General features: G+C 70.8%; 11 protein-coding genes. 6 read left to right on the top strand and 5 right to left on the bottom strand.

Annotated features, from left to right (window positions below):
• Positions 1–3: 3 nt before the first annotated feature.
• On the bottom strand, positions 4–1,461 hold the full coding sequence (locus ABZU25_RS30625; protein ID WP_355032820.1) for a hypothetical protein: 1,458 nt from the start codon (positions 1,459–1,461) through the stop codon (positions 4–6).
• A 232-nt stretch (positions 1,462–1,693) separates the two neighbouring features.
• The gene (locus ABZU25_RS30620; RefSeq protein WP_355032819.1) at positions 1,694–2,917 is read right to left on the bottom strand and encodes an O-antigen ligase family protein; all 1,224 of its coding nucleotides are present in this window, start codon (positions 2,915–2,917) and stop codon (positions 1,694–1,696) included.
• Positions 2,918–3,304: 387 nt separating this feature from the next.
• Here ABZU25_RS30620 and ABZU25_RS30615 point away from each other — a divergent pair, with 387 nt between their 5' ends.
• On the top strand, positions 3,305–5,308 hold the full coding sequence (locus tag ABZU25_RS30615) for a heparinase II/III family protein (protein WP_355032818.1): 2,004 nt from the start codon (positions 3,305–3,307) through the stop codon (positions 5,306–5,308).
• Positions 5,305–6,486 carry a glycosyltransferase family 4 protein gene (locus tag ABZU25_RS30610; RefSeq protein ID WP_355032817.1) on the top strand — a complete coding sequence of 394 codons (1,182 nt, stop codon included), beginning with the start codon at positions 5,305–5,307 and terminating at the stop codon, positions 6,484–6,486. The genes ABZU25_RS30615 and ABZU25_RS30610 overlap by 4 nt, the downstream gene beginning before the upstream one ends.
• Positions 6,487–6,515: 29 nt before the next feature.
• Here the strand turns inward: ABZU25_RS30610 and ABZU25_RS30605 are convergent, their stop codons facing one another.
• Positions 6,516–8,681: a bi-domain-containing oxidoreductase gene (locus tag ABZU25_RS30605; protein WP_355032816.1), complete on the bottom strand. Its 2,166-nt coding sequence runs from the start codon at positions 8,679–8,681 to the stop codon at positions 6,516–6,518.
• Positions 8,682–8,860: 179 nt separating this feature from the next.
• On the opposite strand from ABZU25_RS30605, the gene wecB reads away from it, so the two are divergent.
• The 3 genes from wecB to ABZU25_RS30590 all read left to right on the top strand — a co-directional run bounded on the left by wecB (position 8,861) and on the right by ABZU25_RS30590 (position 14,191).
• Positions 8,861–9,943: a UDP-N-acetylglucosamine 2-epimerase (non-hydrolyzing) gene (wecB, locus tag ABZU25_RS30600; RefSeq protein WP_355032815.1), complete on the top strand. Its 1,083-nt coding sequence runs from the start codon at positions 8,861–8,863 to the stop codon at positions 9,941–9,943.
• A gap of 131 nt (positions 9,944–10,074) precedes the next feature.
• Positions 10,075–13,179, top strand: coding sequence for a M14 family zinc carboxypeptidase (locus tag ABZU25_RS30595; RefSeq protein ID WP_355032814.1), 3,105 nt, complete (start codon positions 10,075–10,077; stop codon positions 13,177–13,179).
• 91 nt (positions 13,180–13,270) lie between these two features.
• Complete coding sequence (locus tag ABZU25_RS30590) at positions 13,271–14,191, top strand: NAD(+)/NADH kinase (RefSeq protein ID WP_355032813.1); 921 nt, start codon at positions 13,271–13,273, stop codon at positions 14,189–14,191.
• 9 nt (positions 14,192–14,200) lie between these two features.
• On the opposite strand, the gene pgm is transcribed toward ABZU25_RS30590, so the two are convergent.
• Both pgm and glgC read right to left on the bottom strand, forming a co-directional pair.
• The gene (pgm, locus tag ABZU25_RS30585) at positions 14,201–15,841 is read right to left on the bottom strand and encodes a phosphoglucomutase (alpha-D-glucose-1,6-bisphosphate-dependent) (protein ID WP_355032812.1); all 1,641 of its coding nucleotides are present in this window, start codon (positions 15,839–15,841) and stop codon (positions 14,201–14,203) included.
• 31 nt (positions 15,842–15,872) lie between these two features.
• Positions 15,873–17,105, bottom strand: a complete 1,233-nt coding sequence (gene glgC / locus ABZU25_RS30580; RefSeq protein ID WP_355032811.1) for a glucose-1-phosphate adenylyltransferase — start codon at positions 17,103–17,105, stop codon at positions 15,873–15,875.
• Positions 17,106–17,177: 72 nt separating this feature from the next.
• On the opposite strand from glgC, the gene glgA reads away from it, so the two are divergent.
• Positions 17,178–18,430: glycogen synthase (glgA, locus tag ABZU25_RS30575; RefSeq protein ID WP_355032810.1), on the top strand; the 1,253-nt coding region annotated here is incomplete at its 3' end.

The raw sequence follows: 18,430 nt of genomic DNA, 5'->3' as shown, positions 1-18,430 counted from the left end.
CGCCTACCTGCCGGCAGCCCGCGCGGCGAAGGTCGGGCCCGCGGTGGGCGGCCGGCGTTCGCGGAAGAGCGACCGCATGACGTGTAGGGCCAGTAGCGTGGCCATCCCGATGATGGATTCCGGCGCCATCCCGAGCTGGTTGTTCGCCGGCACGTAGACGATGAGAATGCAGAGCTGCGCGAAGATCAACGACGGGATCACCCGGCGGGACGACACCGCCGCGCGCCACGAGCCGGCGAGGAGCCACCCGACCAACCCCATGAACAGCGCCGCGCCGGGGAAGGTGAGGTCCGAGGCGAGCCAGGGGTAGATGGTGGCCCAGTACATGCGCGCCGGCCACCCCATCTCGTTCTCCGTCCGGTCGGGGAAGCTCGGATGTTCGGTGAGGTCCACGTCGAAGGTCTGCTCGGCGAAGATCGCCGCGGACGGCGCGCTGCCGAGACCACGGGACCACTCGAAGGGCACCTGCAGGTTGTAGGACAACCCGAGGTAGCCGTGCGTCGGATAGCCCACCATCGCGGCGATGCCCTCGGCCATCGACCTACCCACGACACGTTCCACAGCGGGGTTCACGTGCACCACGGCACCCGTGGTGCCGAACTCGGCCGCCCGCGTCGCATGATTGTGGATCATGTAGGTGGCCAGGAGCACGAACGCCCCGACGACCAGCATGAGCGCCCGACGCCGGCGGGAGTAGGCCCGCGGCCGGTGCCGGACCGACGCCCACGCGACCAACATCCCGGCCGCGAGCATGATGACGACGTCGCCGAGCCCCTTCATCGTGCCGATGAAGAGGTAGAACGCGATGTGCGTCCCCGTCGCGACCACACCGGCGAGTCGCAGCCAGCCGGGGAGACTGCGCCAGTGCAGCACCAGCAGCGGTACGAGGGCCACGCTGAGGACGCCCAGCGGGAACAGGACGTTCATCCACGGGCTCGTGTTGCTGAACCCCTGCTGATAGACGTCGAACTTGTTGACGTAGCCGGCGGCGGGCGCCTGGATGTTCGCCCACACACTGCTGGGGCCGGTGGCGCCGAACTGGGTCAGCCGGGTCAGGCTCACGACGACGTAGTAGACCGCGCTGGCCAGGACCAGTTGACGCACCAGCCGGACGCGGCTGATGGAGTGTGACGCGGCGGCTATCGCGGGTGGACGACGGGACATCTGCGCCACGTATCCGCCGGCGAACAGCGCTGTCGCCACCAGCACGAAGGCGGAGAGCTGGTAGGGGTTCGTGACATCGCGGGCCAGTCTCGTCATCCAGAACGCGCCGAACGTGCCGAGCATCCACAACAGCGCCAGCGCCAACGGCAGCCAGGTGACAGTTCGACCCGCCGGTGCCGCGCGGAGCGCCGCCACCGTCGGAGGTACGCGGTGCTCAGGTCGCGGCGCGGCCCGGAGCTGCAGGTCGCCGACCGGCGAGCGGTGCCGGCCACGACTGATTTCGTCGACGGCGGTCACCGCAGACCACTCCACTCCCGGCCGAGCGGCCAGCCCTGGACGGTCGCGAGTCGCCCCGGCCTCGATTCCGAGCTTGCCACTAGCCGACCCTCCACACTGTTGAGCATCCGACGACCCGGCACGGTCCGCCGTCGTACCAAGCCAGGTTCCGGCGGCGCGGACGGCGATCCGACACGGTGCCGGCCAATCGGTTGACTGTCAGTAGTCACTGAACGAGCCAACGATCGGGTAGTCACCGGGTGATGGCCCCAGGCCAGTCCAGAACGCTCGCACCGGTCGGGCACGCGGTGGCGCGGGCCCCGACCGAACCTGGCCGGCGGTTCGCTCGCCGTCCCGGGTCGTCCGCGGTCCGACGGTTGGCGGCCTGGACCGGCAGCATCGACAGCAGGGCGAGTGCCAGCCACGACCCCCGCTCGAACTCCCACACTCCGGTCAGCCAGAGCGGAAATCCCCCTACCAGGAAGAGCCCGGCGACCCGGAGGCCGACCGGGCACTGCGCCGCCCGCCGGGCGAGCACCACCCCGAACAGGGCGGCAAGGCCCAACAGGCCCACCAGACCCAGGTCCACGGCGACGGCGAGCACGGCGTTGTGCGGGCGGATGCCCAACGGATTCCAGAGCTCGAAGGTTCCCGCGCCGCCGCCCACCCAGAGGGCGTCCCACCAGTAGGAGGACGCGTACCGCCACAACTGGATACGGCTCAGCACGTCGCCGGTCGCCGCCGAGCCGACGACGTCGTCCGCCCACACCAACGCGCTCTGTCCCAGACCGAGCGGCACCGTCACCAGCAGCGTCGGCACCACGGCCACCGCCGCTCCCCAGGTCACCCGGGGACTGACCTCGCTGAGCAGCGCGTACACCACCACGAGCAGCAGGGCGACCAGGGCGCCCTTGGTCCGGTTCAGGAAGATCCCGGACGCCAGCACCGGCAACGCGGTGATCAGGCCGATGGTGACGAGCCGCCGTTGGCCGCGGATCTTCAACAGGCCCAGCGCCAGTACGAACGCCGTGACGCTGGAGTAGGCCGTGAAGTTGATGTTGGTGCCCTCGATGCCGAAGCGCACCGCCATGTCCATCGCGCTGGCCTGTCCGCCGGCCCCGCGCGCCTCGATGATCAGGTGCCACGCGGCGATGGCGCATCCGACGATGTACGAACCCCCGACCGCGAGCAGGTGCCTCGGCGACGTGGCGACGTGGCGGACCGCGACAAAGAGGAGAGCGGCCGAGGTGTACGCGAGGGCCACGCTCCGCGTCTGCGCGACGTCGCTGGACCAGGCGACAGTGAGCTGCGCCCAGGCCGCGACCGCGACCGCCAGCACATCGGGCAGTCGGGGGCGCGGAAGGCGGCAACTGAGCAGGATCGCCGCGGCGGAGGCCTGCGCGACGGTCAGCCAGGCGTTCGCCGACGACGCCTGGAAGGCCGCGACGCACAGCAGGGCGACGGCGAGAGTCGTCATCCTCGTGCGCCACCCGCCTGGTCCGGCGCCGGCCACGGCCGCACCTCCGGGACCGGATCCGACACCGGCCGGAGGCGGCATCGGCGAGCGGGATCCGAGCCGCGCCCGGGTTTGCACTGTCACGACCACTCCTTCTCGTCCCTGCGGCGGCACCCGCGATGTCGTCCGTGCGGCGGCACTAGCGACGTCGTCACTGAAGCGGCACCGGCGGCGTTGGACAGACGACAGACCGACGACCCGCCCCGACCGGCGCGTGCCAGCACAACCCCGCGTACCACCGAAGACCGTCCTAAATGCCCGATTTGATCCGCGCTTGCAGCTTCCTACACAGGCGGTTCCGGTCGGGACGAAACGACAGAATCGCCATTGCCCAAGGGGACGTTGAAGGTGAAACCCGATCTCCGCGCGATCGCCGTGGACATGCGCGCGCTGGGCCTGTCGGCACCGCTGCGCGCGGCGTACGAGGCATCCAAGCGCACCGGATTCCACGCCGTCCTGTTCCGCGGGGAGGCGCACCGGCACCATGCGGCCGCGGTGGTGCCGCTGACCAGCATGCTGCCAATCGGCGACGGTGCGCGGCGGCGGTGCCTGGACGACGCCGGCCACGTGCTGAACGACGGGCTCCGGGTCTTCGGGGCCCGGGTGGCGACGGGCGTGTCGGCACCGTGGGGCACCGACCCGCTGACCGGGCGGCAGTGGCCGGCGGGCGACCCGTGGTGGCGCATCGACATCCGCTCCGAGGCTCGCCTGTCGGACGTGAAGCACACCTGGGAGGCGGCACGCCACCGCGACCTGGTCGTCCTGGCCCGCGCGGCCCGCCTCGACCCGACCGGCCCGTGGCAGGGCCGCCTCGACGAGTTGCTGCGGGCCTGGTGTACGCAGTCCCCGCCGGAGCGGGGCGTCAACTGGTACTCCAGCCTCGAACTCGCCCTGCGCGCCATCGCCTGGAACCAGATCCTCGCGCTGGTCGGCGACCGACTACCCGGCGACGTCGGGACCGCCATGGAGCGGCTGCTGCTGTCCAGCGCCCGCCACCTGATGGTCGAGCTGCCCTACACGTTGAGCAGCATGCGCAACAACCACCTGCTCGGCGACGCGCTCGGGCTGATGCTGCTCGCCCGGATGTTCCCCACGGCTCGGCGCGCACGCTGGTGGGCGCGTACCGGCGAGAGGATGTTCGCGGCTCAGCAACGCCGACACTTCGGAGCCGACGGCCGGATGATCGAGGACTCGGTGTCGTACCACCGCTTCGTCCTGGAAATGCTCATCGTGCGGGTGCTGCTCGGCGGCGCGCCGTCCAGCGTCCACCGTGACCTGCACGCCGCCAGCCTGCACCTGGCCCGGCTCGGAGTGTTCGACGGGGACATCCCGCAGTACGGCGACTGGGACGAGGGGCGGGTGCTCACGTCCTCCGGCGACCCGCTCGACGTGGCCGGCTCCGCCGCGCTCGGGCTCGCGCTGTGCGGCGAACGGCTGCCGGCGCAGTGGTACGCCGACTTCGACGAACTGGCGTGGTACGCGCCCCCGCCTGACCCCGAGGCCACCTCCGCGGAGTTTCCCGCGGCGCTGCGCGCCCGGTCGACCGCGACGACCTCGGGTGGCATCGCGCTTGTCGACCGGGGGCCGTGGCGCGTGTGGTTCAAGGTGGACGGCGGTCCCTCGCACGGCCACGCCGACCTGACCTCGGTCTGGATCAAGCACGACGACCGGTGGCTTGTCGCCGACCCGGGCACTGGCACCTACAACGGCCCGCTGGAGGTACGCAACGGCTTGCGCACCTCCGCCGCCCACCCGGTACGCCGGCCGGACGGGCAGGACCAGCTCGTCCCGCACCGGGCGTTCCGCTGGCTCAACACCGGCAGTGGCTACCTGGGCGCACCGCTGGTCCTGCCGGATCGCACAGTCGTCTTCGGGTGGCACGACGCGTACGCGCGCGGCGAGCACCCGGTGCGCGTCGGCCGCGCGGTCGTGGTGGCCGAGCAGTACGTGGCGATCGTCGAGTTCGCCGACCCGCCGGCGGCCGGGCGGTCCTGGTCGCTCACCGTTCCGCTGCACCCCGACGTCGTCGTGGACAACGACGCGCTCATCGCCGGCGGGACCAAGCTCGGCCTCATCGGACTGGACGGACACCAGGCGGTACGCGGACGGTCGACGCCCTTCGCGGGCTGGCACAGCCGGACGTACGGACGCTGGGAGCCGGCGACGTGGATCACGGCCGAGAGTCGGGACGACACAGTGCTGTGGGGGCTTGGCGCGATCCCCGGGCCGCCACCCGACCCGGACGCGCTCGACGGCTTCCGGTATCAGGTGACCTGGTACGACTCGGGCGCCGCCCTCACCGTCACCGACCTCGGATCAGGGGATGTCCACCACGTGCGAGCACCACGATGACGGCACGCAGAGTCCTCGTCCTCAACCACTTCGCCGTGCCCCCGGGCCATCCGGGCGGCACCCGGCACGTCGAGCTGTTCAGCCGGCTGCCCGGCTGGACGCATGTGATCATCGCGAGCCGCCGCAACATGATCACCGGCCGACCGCAACGTGCGGAGCCGGGATTTCACCTGGTCGCCGTGACGCCGTACCGGGGCAACGGCCTGGGCCGGGTGGTCAACTGGGCCAGCTACGCGGTGACGGCCACGGTGGCCAGCCTGCGGCAGCCCCGACCCGACGTGGTCTACGCCTCGTCGCCACACCTCCTGGCCGGCCTCTCCGGCTGCGTCGTGGCGACACTCCGGCGCACGCCGTTCGTCCTGGAGGTCCGGGACCTGTGGCCACGCGTGCTCGTCGAGATGGGCACCCTGTCGGAGACGTCGGTGGCGTACCGGGCGTTGGAGCGCCTCGAACGGTTCCTGTACCAGCGCGCCGACCGAGTGGTGATCATGGCGCCCGGCGTACGGGCGGCGATCGAGGGCAAGGGCGTGGCGCCCGAGAAGATCGCCTTCATTCCCAACGCGGCGGACCCCGAGGACTTCGTACCCAGCCGGCCTCGCCCGGAGCTGCGGCGACGATACCGGTTCACCCGCCGTACCGCCGTCTACGCCGGCGCACACGGCCCGGCCAACGGGCTCGACCTGCTGCTGGCCGCCGCCGAGGCGGTACCGGAGATCGACGTTGTGCTGGTGGGCGCGGGGATGGAGAAGGCACGCCTACAGGCGAAGGCCCTCGGCATCCCCAACGTTCGCTTCCTCGACCCGGTGCCGAAGTCGGAGATCCCCGACCTCCTGCACGCCGCGGACGTCGGCGTGCACGTGCTCGCCGACGTCGAGTTGTTCCGGGCCGGGGTCAGCCCCAACAAGGTGTTCGACTACATGGCCGCCGGGCTGCCGATCGTCACAAACAGTCCGGGGACCGTCGGCGACCTCGTGTTGGGCGCGGACTCCGGATACGTGACCCCGCCGGGCCACCTCGCCCACGGTCTTGCTCAGCTCACCCAGGCGAGCCCGGACGAGCTGGCCAAGATGGGTGCCGCCGGCCGGAGTTGGATACGGGCGAACCAGTCGCGTACGGCGATGGCGCACGCCCTCGGGCGGCTGCTCGCTCCGCTGGTCGACGGCGACGCACCGCGCTGACCCGGTACCTCCGGCGCCGGGTCAGCGGGTCACGAGGTGGAGCCGGCCCGCACGCTCTCCACGTCGGCCTGGGTGGGCAGCCGCGACGGGTGTTCCTGGATGCCCGCCAGGGCGGCGATCGCGGACAGCGCGGCCCTCGTCGTGCCGAAGGACGTGTCGAGCTCCCGGTCGTCGGGCGCGTTCCCGGTGAGCACCGCTCGCGTGCGGGCGAGCAGCTCCTGGTGTCCCTTGCCGCCGGGCACGCGCTTCACCTCCCGACCGTCGATCTCCAGGCGCCGGAAGTCGTCGATCACCACGGTGTGCCCGCGTCCGAGGACCTCCAGGCGCTCCTTGGGCGTACGCCGGTGCCCGCGGGTGGAGTACGTGATCGTCGCCGTGGATCCGTCCGGGTATCCGAGCAGGACACTCACGTCCTCCTCCAGGCCCGGTTCGCCGCGGCCACTGCCGTACGCGTGCACGACCCGTGGCTGCTCGCCCACCAGCCACGACGCGAGGTCCATGAAGTGGCACACCTCGCCTCGGATGCGGCCACCCTGGCGTCGGTCGTGGTACCAGTGGGCCGCGGGCAACTGCCCGGCGTTGACCCGGTAGGCGACGGTTATCGGCCCGGAGCCGGCGGCCAGGGCCGACCTGGCGTGCCCGACCATTGGCGCGTGCCGACGGTTGAACCCGACGAACAGGTGACCGGAGTTGCGGTCGTAGGCGGCCCTCACCTCGTCGAGTTCGTCCTGGGTCAGCGCGAGCGGCTTCTCCACGAAGACGTGTTTGCCGGCGTCGAGCGCCTGCACCACCAGGCGGGCGTGCGAGTCGTGGCGGCTGAGGATGAACACCACGTCGATGTCGTCGCGGACCAGCAGATCCTCGACGGTCGGTGCCACCACGGCGATGCCGTTGCGCTCGGCCGCGTGCCGCGCTGACAGACCCTTGGCCGACGTGATGGCGACGAGGTCGTCTCCCCAGCCCGCCGCTTTGAGCGCGGGCAGGAACGTCGCCTTGGCGTAGTTGCCGGCCCCGATCAGGCCGGCCCGCGGCGACGTCGAGTTGCGGCGCGGCCGCACCGTGATCGTCTGCCGGAACGGCTGCGCGGGAGCCGAGTAGCTGAGCTGCACCGCGAGCGACCGCGGATCGGAGGCCAGCACCTCGTAGGCCGCCGTCGCGCGCTCCACCTCGAAGACATGCGTGACCAGGTCGTCGACAGCAACCCGGCCACTGGCCACCAGATCGAGGTAGGCCTCGACGTTGCGCCGTGCCGTCCAGCGCACGTGGCCGATCGGATAGTCGATGCCCCACTCCTCGTAGGCCCGATCGTGTCGGCCGGGACCGTAGCTGCGCGCGAACCGGAGATCCAGCTCACGCTCGTAGAACCGTCGACGGTCGAGGTCCAGACCAACGTCACCGACCACGACCAGTCGGGCGCGGTCGCGGGCGATCTCGGTGCTGCGCGCGACCGGCTCCGACGAGGCCGTCGCCGCCGTGATCAGGACCGCGTCGACGCCTCGGCCACGGGTCAGTTCCATGATCTGCTCGGTGGTCGCCGCACCCGCCTCGACCAGGCCGACAGCACCGCACTCGCCGGCCAACTGAGCGGTCCAGTCGCGCAGGTCGATGCCGATGACGTGCAGCCCCGAGGCGAGCGCCAGTCGTACCGTCAGTTGCCCGACCAGGCCGAGACCGACGACCGCGACCGAGCCGCCGAGACCCACCTCGGCCTGCCGCAGGCCCTGCATGGCGATCGCCGCCACCGCGCCGAAGGCGGCCGCCTGGTCGGACACCGACTCCGGTACGGGTACCGCGAGCAGACCCGGCACCGCCTGGTACTCGGCGTGCCCCACCGACGCCGTGGCCACGCGCATCCCGGGTCGGATGCCGTCGGTAGCGGCACCGGCGGTGACGACGACACCCGCGGCGCTGTAGCCCAGCGGCATGTCCTCGTCGAGCCGGCTGCGCACCGCGGCGAGCGTCGAGCGGACTCCCCCGGTGCGGGCCCGGTTGACGACCTGGCGGACCAGGTCCGGCCGGGCCCGCGCCTTGCGCAGCAGGCTCGCCGATGCCAGCTCGCGCACGGCGCGCTCGGTTCCCGCGGAGAGCAGGGACCTGCGCGTGGCGACGAGGACCTCGGTGGCACCAGGCTCCGGCTGGGGAACGTCGACGACTCGCAACTCTCCGCCGGACACCGATTGGACGATCTGCTTCACGCGGGTCTGCCTGCCTTCGGGAAGTAGGAACATCGTGCACGGCAGGTCGCCGTTTCCGGCGACGCACACCGCAACGCATCCGTCATTCGGCATTCTATGACGATTAGATGCCTTAAACTGGATAACTTGTACTATTGGCGTGCCGCCGTTGATTCGTACCGAATATTCCGAGGAGATTCATGCCGACCGACGCCGTTCTGCACGTCGCGGGTGCACGTCCCAACTTCCCCAAGGCAGCACCCGTGATCCGCGCGCTGGAGCGGCACGGCGTGGCGCAGCGCCTCGTCCACACCGGACAGCACTACGACGAGCGGATGTCCGAGGTCTTCTTCCGGCAACTGGGCCTACCCGAGCCAGATATCAACCTGGGGGTCGGCTCGGGGAGCCACGCGAGCCAGACCGCGAGCGTCATGACCGGCCTGGAAGAGCTGATGATCGCCGACCGCCCGGCCCTCACCGTCGTCTACGGCGACGTCAACTCCGCACTCGCCGCCGCCCTCGTCGCGTCGAAGCTGGGCATCCCGGTCGCGCATGTGGAGGCAGGGCTGCGCAGCTTCGACCGGTCCATGCCCGAAGAGATCAACCGGATCGTCGTCGACCACGTGTCCGACCTGTTGTTCGCCACCAGCCCCGACGCCGTGTCGCACCTCGGGACCGAAGGCGTCGCGGCAGAGAAGATCCATCTGGTCGGCAACCCGATGATCGACACTTTGCTGACCAACCTCGACCGCTTCGACGTCGCCGGCATCCGGGCGGCGCTCTCGCTCCCCGACCGCTACGTGGTGGCCACGCTGCACCGACCGGGCAATGTCGACGATGCGACAGACGCCGTCGACCTGGTCAAGGCGATGCACGCGGTCGCCGACCAACTCCCCGTCGTCCTGCCGCTGCACCCCCGCGGCCGGCGTCACCTCGAAAGCGCGGGCCTGCTCTCGCATCGCGCGCTGCGGGTCATCCCCCCACTGGGTTACCTGGAGTTCGTCAGCCTGGTACGCGGCGCGGCGGTCGTCGTCACCGACTCCGGCGGGGTGCAGGAGGAGACGACGATGCTCGGCGTGCCCTGCCTGACGCTGCGGCCCAACACCGAGCGCCCGATCACGATCACGCACGGCACCAACCGGCTCGTCACCCGCTCGACGCTCGCCGAGACCGTGGCGAGCACGGTGGCGGCGCAACGGCCCGCCAGCTGGCCCACGCCACCGATGTGGGACGGCGCGGCGGGCGAGCGCATCGCGGACATCATCGCGGCGACGCTCCGGTAGCCAGTCCACCACATGATCACAGGCGGCACCGACACCAACACGGTCAGCCACCTCGCGCCCATCGAACTATTGACATCGATCACGCCGCACCGAAGGCTCGCGCCTACAGGTCCTTCACCCAAGGAGGCGCGATGAGACCGAGACGACTGGCGATCGCCGGCGTGCTCACCCTGCTCGGCGCACTGGCACTGACCCCACCCGCCAGCGCGCGGCCGTCGTCCGATCCGGACACCAGGGACGGCCTGGAGGTGTACGTCGGCACTGTCGACGCGAAACAGCGGGACCAGCTGCGCGCGGCGGGGGTCGACCTCGGCCACGACGCGAAGACCGACTCGGCCGGACAGACCACCGTCGAGACGGTGCTCAGCCGCCGGCAGGCCAAACGGCTCACCGACCAGGGCGTCCCCCTGTCGGTGAAGAAGGTTCGCGGCAAGGACGCCTCGCAGGCGCTGCGGGAGCAGGCCGCGGCCGGCTGGACGGCGTTCCGCCCCTACGGGAAGCCGGGCGGCCTCCGGGACGAGCTGAACGCCACCGCCGCCCGTTTCCCCGCGCTGACCAAGGTGGAGACGCTCGGCCGCAGCCAGCAGGGCCAGCCGATTCTCGCCCTCAAGGTCACCAGGAACGCGCGGACCGTCCCGGACGGCCGGCGACCGGCGGTGCTCTACGCCGGTGCGCAGCACGCCCGCGAATGGATCACGCCGGAGATGACCCGCCGGCTGATGCACCACGTGCTGGACAGCTACGGCACCGACCGGGAGATCACCCGCCTGTTGGACACCACCGAGCTGTGGTTCCTGCCTGTCGCCAACCCGGACGGCTACGACCACACCTTCACCACCGGTAACCGGCTGTGGCGCAAGAACCTGCGGGACAACAACGGCGACGGGCAGATCACCTCGGGCGACGGCGTCGACCTCAACCGCAACTTCAGCTACAAGTGGGGGTACGACAACGAGGGCTCGTCGCCGGAGCCGAACAGCGAGACCTACCGGGGCCCGAGCCCCAACTCCGAGCCGGAGACCAAGGCCCTGGATCGGCTCTTCAAGCGGGTCGGGTTCGAGTTCTTCGTCAACTACCACTCGGCGGCCGAGCTGCTGCTCTACGGCGTCGGCTGGCAGGTGAGCACCCCCACCCCGGACGACGTGATCTACGAGGCGATGGCCGGTGACGACGCGCACCCGGCGGTGCCCGGCTACGACCCGGACATCTCCGCCGAGCTGTACACCACAAACGGTGACACCGACAGCCACGCCACCGTCAAGTACGGCACGTTGGGTTTCACCCCGGAGATGTCCACCTGCGAGGCCGCCTCGGCGGTCGACCCGGACGACCAGTGGCGTCCGGAGGACTGCGCGAGCGGCTTCATCTTCCCCGACGACGAGGCCCTCATCGCCGGTGAGGTGCAGAAGAACCTGCCGTTCGCGCTGGCCGTGGCCCGATCCGCGGCGGACCCGGACGACCCGGTGTCGGTGGTCGGCCGCAGCACCCCGGACTTCGTGGTGGACGCGTTCGACACCTCGTACGGGCGAACCCAGCAGGTCGCCTCGATCACCCGTCGGGCGCTGAAGAACGTCCGGATGCACTACACGGTCAACGGCGGACGACCGAAGACGGTGGCGGTCCGCGAGTGGCGCGGCGGCGAGCGGTACGGCGACACGAACGACGACTACTACGCCGAGCTGCGTGGCACTGTCACCGGTGCGAAGCCGGGTGACCGGGTCGAGGTCTGGTTCACCGGGAACAAACCGCGTGCCGGGGTGATCGCCAGTCAACACTTCACCTACCAGGTGCACCGCGACATCGGCGGCGACGTGCTGGTCCTCGCGATGGAGGACGTCACCGGTCTCAGCCCGGCGCAGACCGGCACCACCGCGAAGTACGCCGACGAGGTCGCGGCGTCGCTGAGCGCCGCCGGGCGCAGCAGCGACGTGTACGACTTCGACGCGATGGGACGTGAAGCACCTCACCCGCTGGGCGTGCTGTCGCACTACAAGGCGGTGGTCTGGGAGACCGGAGACGACGTCATCCTGCGCTCCCCCGGCCAGGTGCCCGGCACCACGGCCAAGGCGGCGCTCAACACCGAGCTGGCCGTCCGGGACTACCTCAACGAGGGCGGCAAGCTCCTGATCAGCGGCCAGTACGCGCTGTACGCCCAGGGCGCCAACGGGTCGTACGTCTATCACCCGGACGCGCCGCCCGAGTGCACCGACGCCGACTCCGCCAGCTGCCTGCCGTTGCTCAACGACTTCCAGCAGTACTGGCTGGGCGCGCACACCTACGTCAGCGACGGCGGCACCTCCCCGGAGGGGGGACCGTACCCGGTCGCCGGGATCGACGGGGCGTTCGCCGGGTTCGGCGGGCAGCTCAACGCGCCCGGGTCGGCGGAGAACCAGGAGCACAGCGCGTCGTTCCTGACCACGTCGAGCTTCCTGCCGCCGGACCAGTTCCCACAGTTCGCCAGCTCCGCGCCGGTGGGCTGGACCCGGCCGGGCAGCGCGCCGTTCGATCCGCGCACCGGTGAGTGGTACCTGCACAGCGGGCAGAGCGACGAGTCGTACAAGCGGCTCACCCGCAATGTGGACCTCACCGGGGCGAGCGCCGCCGAGTTGCGCTTCTTCACCTCCTACGACGTCGAGCAGGACTGGGACTTCCTCTTCGTCGAGGCGCACGAGGTGGGCAGCGACAACTGGACGACACTGCCGGACGCCAACGGCAAGACCAGCACTGCCACCGGGGAGAGCTGCCTCAGCGACTGGGACGAGCTGCACCCGTTCCTCGCGCACTACCAGGGTGCGGACTGCTCGCCCACCGGGAGCACCGGCAGCTGGAACGCGGCGACCGGCGCCTCCGGCGGCTGGAAGGAGTTCGTGGCGGACCTGTCCGGTTACGCCGGCAAGCAGGTCGAGGTGTCGATCACGTACGCCTCGGACTGGTCCACCCAGGGGCTCGGCGTCTTCCTGGACGACGCCCGGGTGCTTGTCGACTCCTCGACAGTGGCGGAGACCTCGTTCGAGTCGGCCGACCTGGGGGGCTGGACGGTGGCCGGGCCACCGGCCGGGTCCGGTGGCAACGCCACCGACTGGTCGCGCAGCCAGCGGGCGTTCGAGGAGGGCTCGGTGGTGGTCACCGGCGACACCGTCTATCTGGGCTTCGGGCTGGAGGGTCTGCCCCCGGCGGCCCGCGACGACCTGGTCGCCCGCTCGCTGAGGCACCTCACCGGTCGACCCCGACCCTGACGGCGGCGAGGTGCGCCGGCGGTCGGGGGACCGTCGGCGCACCTTCGGTGTACGCCGGGTGCGGCCACCACGGATGTGGTGAGCTGTACGGGTGTCGGGGCTGGGACTTGTGCTGCACCCCACCCGGGATGTCACCGAGGTGGTCGGGATCATCGAACGGTGGGCGACGCGCCACCACAAGACGCTGATGGTGCGCGAGGAGGACCAGCACCGCGTACCGTCCTGCGTCGAACCGGTGCCGGCCGAGGAGGTCGCCACCCGCTCCAACGCGTTGATCAGCATCGGCGGCGACGGCACCATGCTGGGTGCGCTGCGCTCCGCCATCCGTGACCCCAAGCCGGTGCTCGGCGTACACCTGGGTCACCTGGGGTTTCTCGTCGAGATCGAGCCGCCGGAGCTGCCCGACGCGCTGAGTCGGCTGCTGTCGAAGGACTTCACCGTCGAGTCGCACGCCTGCCTCGCCTGCAACGTGTGCGGTGACGACGTCGTGGCGTTCAACGACATCGCGTTGGTCCGCCAGCCCGGCTCCGGCTTCGTCAGCGTCACCCTCGGCATCGACGGCCAGCAGTACGGCTACTACCGCAGCGACGCCGTGGTGGTGAGCACCCCGATCGGCTCGACGGCGTACAGCTACGCGGCCGGCGGCCCACTGATCTCCCCCGCGGCGGACTCGGTGGTGATCACGCCGTCGGCGCCGATGGCAGGTATCTCCCGGTCGGTGGTGCTGTCGCCGGATGAGAAGATCCGGTTGGAGCTCCGGCCCGACTCGTCGCCGGTCGTGGTGGAGATGGACGGGCTGGTGTTCCGCGACGCGGCCACGGAGGGGACCGTGGACATCACGTACCGCCGCAACGCCGGCCTGGTGGTCCGCTTCGACCCGCTGCGCTACCAGGAACGCAACCAGTTGAAGATGACTCTGCTCGACCTGCCGTTCCTGCCGGAGCAGCTCCGCGAGCTACTCCCCGAAGAACTACGACGACACGCCCAACAGGAGATACCCCCACCCTGCTGACCCAGGAGGTCAGGAGGTCAGGACCTGGTCGACAAGGTTCTTGGCCTCCTCCTGGATCTGCGTGAGGTGGTCGGGGCCCTGGAAGGACTCGGCGTAGATCTTGTAGACGTCCTCGGTGCCGGACGGGCGCGCGGCGAACCAGCCGGACTCGGTGCTGACCTTGAGGCCGCCGATCGGTGCGCCGTTGCCGGGCGCGGTGGTCAACGTCGCGGTGATCGGCTCACCGGCAAGCTCGGTGGCGGTCACCTGCTCCGGGGAGAGCTTGGCGAGCACTGCCTTCTGCTCCCGGGTGGCCGGGGCGTCGATCCGGGCGTACGCGGGCGCGCCGAAGCGCTCGGCCAACTCCGCCCAGTGCTCACTCGGGCTGCGCCCGGTGGTGGCCAGGATCTCGGCGGCGAGCAGGCACAGCAGCAGGCCGTCCTTGTCGGTGGTCCAGGTGGAGCCGTCGCGGCGCAGGAACGACGCCCCGGCGCTCTCCTCACCGCCGAAGCCGACCGCCCCGTCGAGCAGGCCGGGCACGAACCACTTGAAGCCGACAGGCACCTCCAGCAGCGGCCGACCCAGGTCCGCGGCGACCCGGTCGATCATCGACGAGGAGACGAGCGTCTTGCCCACCGCGGCGGCCGGACCCCATTCGGTACGGGTCCGGAACAGGTGACCGATCGCCACCGCCAGGTAGTGGTTGGGGTTCATCAGGCCGGCGTCCGGGGTGACGATGCCGTGCCGGTCGGCGTCCGCGTCGTTGCCCGTGGAGATCTGGTAGTCGGCGCGGGCGGCGATCAGCGACGCCATCGCGTTGGGCGAGGAGCAGTCCATCCGGATCTTGCCGTCGCCGTCCAGGGTCATGAACCGCCAGGTCGGGTCGACCGTCGGGTTGACCACTGTCAGGTCCAGTCGGTGCCGCTCGGCGATCTCACCCCAGTACGCCACGCTCGCCCCACCCAGCGGGTCCGCGCCGATCCGGATCCCGGCGTCGCGGATGGCGTCGATGTCGATCGCCGCCGGCAGGTCGTCGACGTAGTGGGCGAGGAAGTCGTACTCCCCGGTGGTGTCGGCGGCCCGCGCCCGCGCGTAGGTGATCCGGCGGACCTCCTTGAGCCCGGCGGCGAGGATCGCGTTGGCGCGGTCCTGGATCCACCGGGTCACGTCGGTGTCGGCCGGCCCGCCGTTTGTGGGGTTGTACTTGAAGCCGCCGTCGTCCGGCGGGTTGTGCGACGGGGTGATGACGATGCCGTCGGCGAGCCCGCTGGTGCGCCCTCGGTTGTGGGTGAGGATCGCGTGCGACAGCGCCGGGGTGGGGGTGTAGCCGTCGCGGCTGTCGACAAGCACTGTGACCCCGTTGGCGGCGAGCACCTCCAGAGCGTCCACGGCGGCCGGCGCGGACAGCGCGTGGGTGTCCCGGGCGAGGAAGAGCGGCCCGTCCAGCCCCTGCTCCCGCCGGTAGTCGCAGAGCGCCTGGGTGACGGCCAGGATGTGGTCGGAGTTGAACGCGTTGCGCAGGCTGGACCCGCGGTGGCCGGAGGTGCCGAAGGAGACCTGCTGGGCCGGGTCCGCGGGGTCCGGATGCTCGGCGTAGTAGGCGGTCACCAGGCGCGGCACGTCGACCAGGTCGGCGGGCTCGGCGGGCTGGCCGGCACGGGGGTGGGTCACTGCGGGATCCTCCTCGGGGAGTGCCTGTCGCTCACGGCTCGACCTTCTGGCCCTTGCCGATCACCACGATGCCATTGTCGGAGACGGTGTAGCGCTGCCGGTCCTTCTCCAGGTCGACGCCGATCTCGGCGCCCTCCGGGACGAACACGTTCTTGTCCAGGATGGCCCGCCGGATCACCGCGTGCCGGCCGATCTCCACACCCTCCATCAGCACCGAGCCCTCGACGTGCGCCCAGGAGTGCACCCGCACCTTCGGCGAGACGATCGAGTTCTCCACCAGCGAGCCGGAGATCACCACCCCGGGCGAGACCATCGAGCCGACCGCCCGGCCGACCCGCTCACCCCACTGGTGGACGAACTTCGCCGGCGGCCACGGCGGCTGCTCGGTGTAGATCGGCCAGTCGAAGTTGTACATGTTGAACACGGGGTGCACGTTGATCAGATCCATGTGCGCGTCGTAGAACGAGTCGAGCGTCCCCACGTCCCGCCAGTACCCGCGGTCCCGGTCGGTGCTGCCCGGTACCTCGTTGTCGCGGAAGTCGTAGACGTTGGCCTCGCCGCGCTCGACGAGCATCGGGATGATGCTGCCGCCCATGTCGTGCTTGCTGGTCTTGTCTTCCGCGTCGCGCTCGACCGCCTCGCAGAGCGCCCGGGTGGTGAAGACGTAGTTGCCCATCGAGGCGTAGATCTCGTCCGGCGCGTCGGGCAGGCCGACCGCGTCGGTGGGCTTCTCGCGGAACGCCCGGATCCGCTTGCCGTCCTCGCCGACCTCGATGACGCCGAACTGGTCGGCCGACGACAGCGGTTGGCGGATGCCGGCGACGGTGACCGCGGCGCCGGAGGCGATGTGGTCCTCCACCATCTGCCGCGGGTCCATCCGGTAGATGTGGTCGGCGCCGAAGACGATCACGTAGTCGGGCTGCTCGTCGTTGATGAGGTTGAAGCTCTGGTAGATGGCGTCGGCCGAGCCGGCGAACCACCAGGGGCCACGACGCTGCTGCGCGGGCACCGGGGTGACGTAGTTGCCGAGCAGCGTGGACATCCGCCAGGTCTTGGTGATGTGGCGGTCGAGGGAATGGGACTTGTACTGGGTCAGCACGACAATCTTGAGATAGCCGGCGTTGGCCAGGTTGGAGAGGACGAAGTCGACCATGCGGTACATCCCGCCGAACGGGACGGCCGGCTTGGCCCGGTCCGTGGTGAGTGGCATCAGGCGCTTGCCCTCACCACCCGCCAGGACGATCGCGAGCACCTTGGCAGCCATGCCCCGACGCTATCCACCCGCGTCGGACTTCACCACTCGTACGGGGAGTCTTCTGCATTAGGGTGCGGGGTCATGACGGAACCCACCCCGCTGCGCGTCGATCTGCTCACCCGCGAGTACCCGCCGGAGGTCTACGGCGGCGCCGGGGTGCACGTCGAGTACCTGGCCCGGGAGTTGCGCGGGCGCGCCGACGTCCGGGTGCACTGCTTCGGTCTGCCGCGCACCGAGCCGGGCGTCACCGCGTACCCCGAACCGCCCGGCCTGACCGGCGCGAACGCCGCGCTGCGCACGATGGGCGTGGACCTGGAGATGGCCGCCGGCGCGGCCGGCGCCGACGTGGTGCACAGCCACACCTGGTACGCGAACCTGGCCGGCCACACCGCGAAGCTGCTGCACGGGGTGCCGCACGTGGTGACCGCGCACAGCCTGGAGCCGCTGCGGCCGTGGAAGGCCGAGCAGCTCGGCGGCGGCTACGCGCTCTCCTCCTGGATCGAGCGCACCGCGATGGAGGCCGCCGACGCGGTGATCGCGGTCAGCGGTGGGATGCGCAACGACGTGCTCACCGCCTACCCGCAGATCGACCCGGACCGGGTCCGGGTGGTCTACAACGGCATCGACACCATTCAGTACGCGCCGGATCAGAACACCGACGTGCTCGACCGGCTCGGCATCGACCCGTCCCGCCCCAGCGTGGCCTACGTGGGAAGGATCACCCGGCAGAAGGGACTGCCCTACCTGTTGCGGGCCGCCCGGGAGCTGCCGGCGGACACCCAGCTCGTGCTGCTCGCCGGAGCACCGGACACCGCCGAGATCGCCGCCGAGGTGGAGGAGCTGGTCGCCGAGTTGCGGGCCAACCGTTCCGGCGTGGTGTGGGTCGCCGAGATGCTGCCCAAGCCCGAGGTGATCCAGGTGCTCACCCACGCCACCGTCTTCGCCTGCCCGTCGGTGTACGAGCCGATGGGCATCGTCAACCTGGAGGCGATGGCCTGCGAGACGGCCGTGGTGGCGACCGCGACCGGCGGCATCCCCGAGGTCGTGACCGATGACGAGACGGGCCTGCTGGTGCCCATCGAGCAGGCCACCGACGGCTCCGGCCGACCGCTGGCCCCGGAGAAGTTCGTCGCCGACCTGGCGGCGGCGATCAACACGCTGCTCGCCGATCCGGCGCGTACCGAGCGGTTCGGCCTGGCCGGTCGCCGGCGCGCGGTGGAGCACTTCTCCTGGGACTCCATCGCCGGCCAGACCCTCGACGTCTACCGCTCCGTCGGCGCGGGCCGCGACGCGGGTCTCGGCACGGGCCGCGACGCGGGTCTCGGCACGGGCCG

Origin of the sequence: Micromonospora sp. NPDC005215, from assembly GCF_040607915.1 — a bacterium.
In the GTDB taxonomy this organism is placed as follows: domain Bacteria; phylum Actinomycetota; class Actinomycetes; order Mycobacteriales; family Micromonosporaceae; genus Micromonospora.
Note: the sequence above shows the minus strand (reverse complement) of the source record. Positions and strands in the feature narration are given on the sequence as shown.

Excerpts from the sequence above, each read along its gene's own strand:
- ABZU25_RS30595 (WP_355032814.1), top strand. The coding sequence starts at position 10,075 with ATGAGACCGAGACGACTGGCGATCGCCGGCGTGCTCACCCTGCTCGGC.
- wecB (WP_355032815.1), top strand. The coding sequence starts at position 8,861 with ATGCCGACCGACGCCGTTCTGCACGTCGCGGGTGCACGTCCCAACTTC.
- ABZU25_RS30620 (WP_355032819.1), bottom strand. The coding sequence starts at position 2,917 with ATGACGACTCTCGCCGTCGCCCTGCTGTGCGTCGCGGCCTTCCAGGCG.
- glgC (WP_355032811.1), bottom strand. The coding sequence starts at position 17,105 with ATGGCTGCCAAGGTGCTCGCGATCGTCCTGGCGGGTGGTGAGGGCAAG.
- ABZU25_RS30610 (WP_355032817.1), top strand. The coding sequence starts at position 5,305 with ATGACGGCACGCAGAGTCCTCGTCCTCAACCACTTCGCCGTGCCCCCG.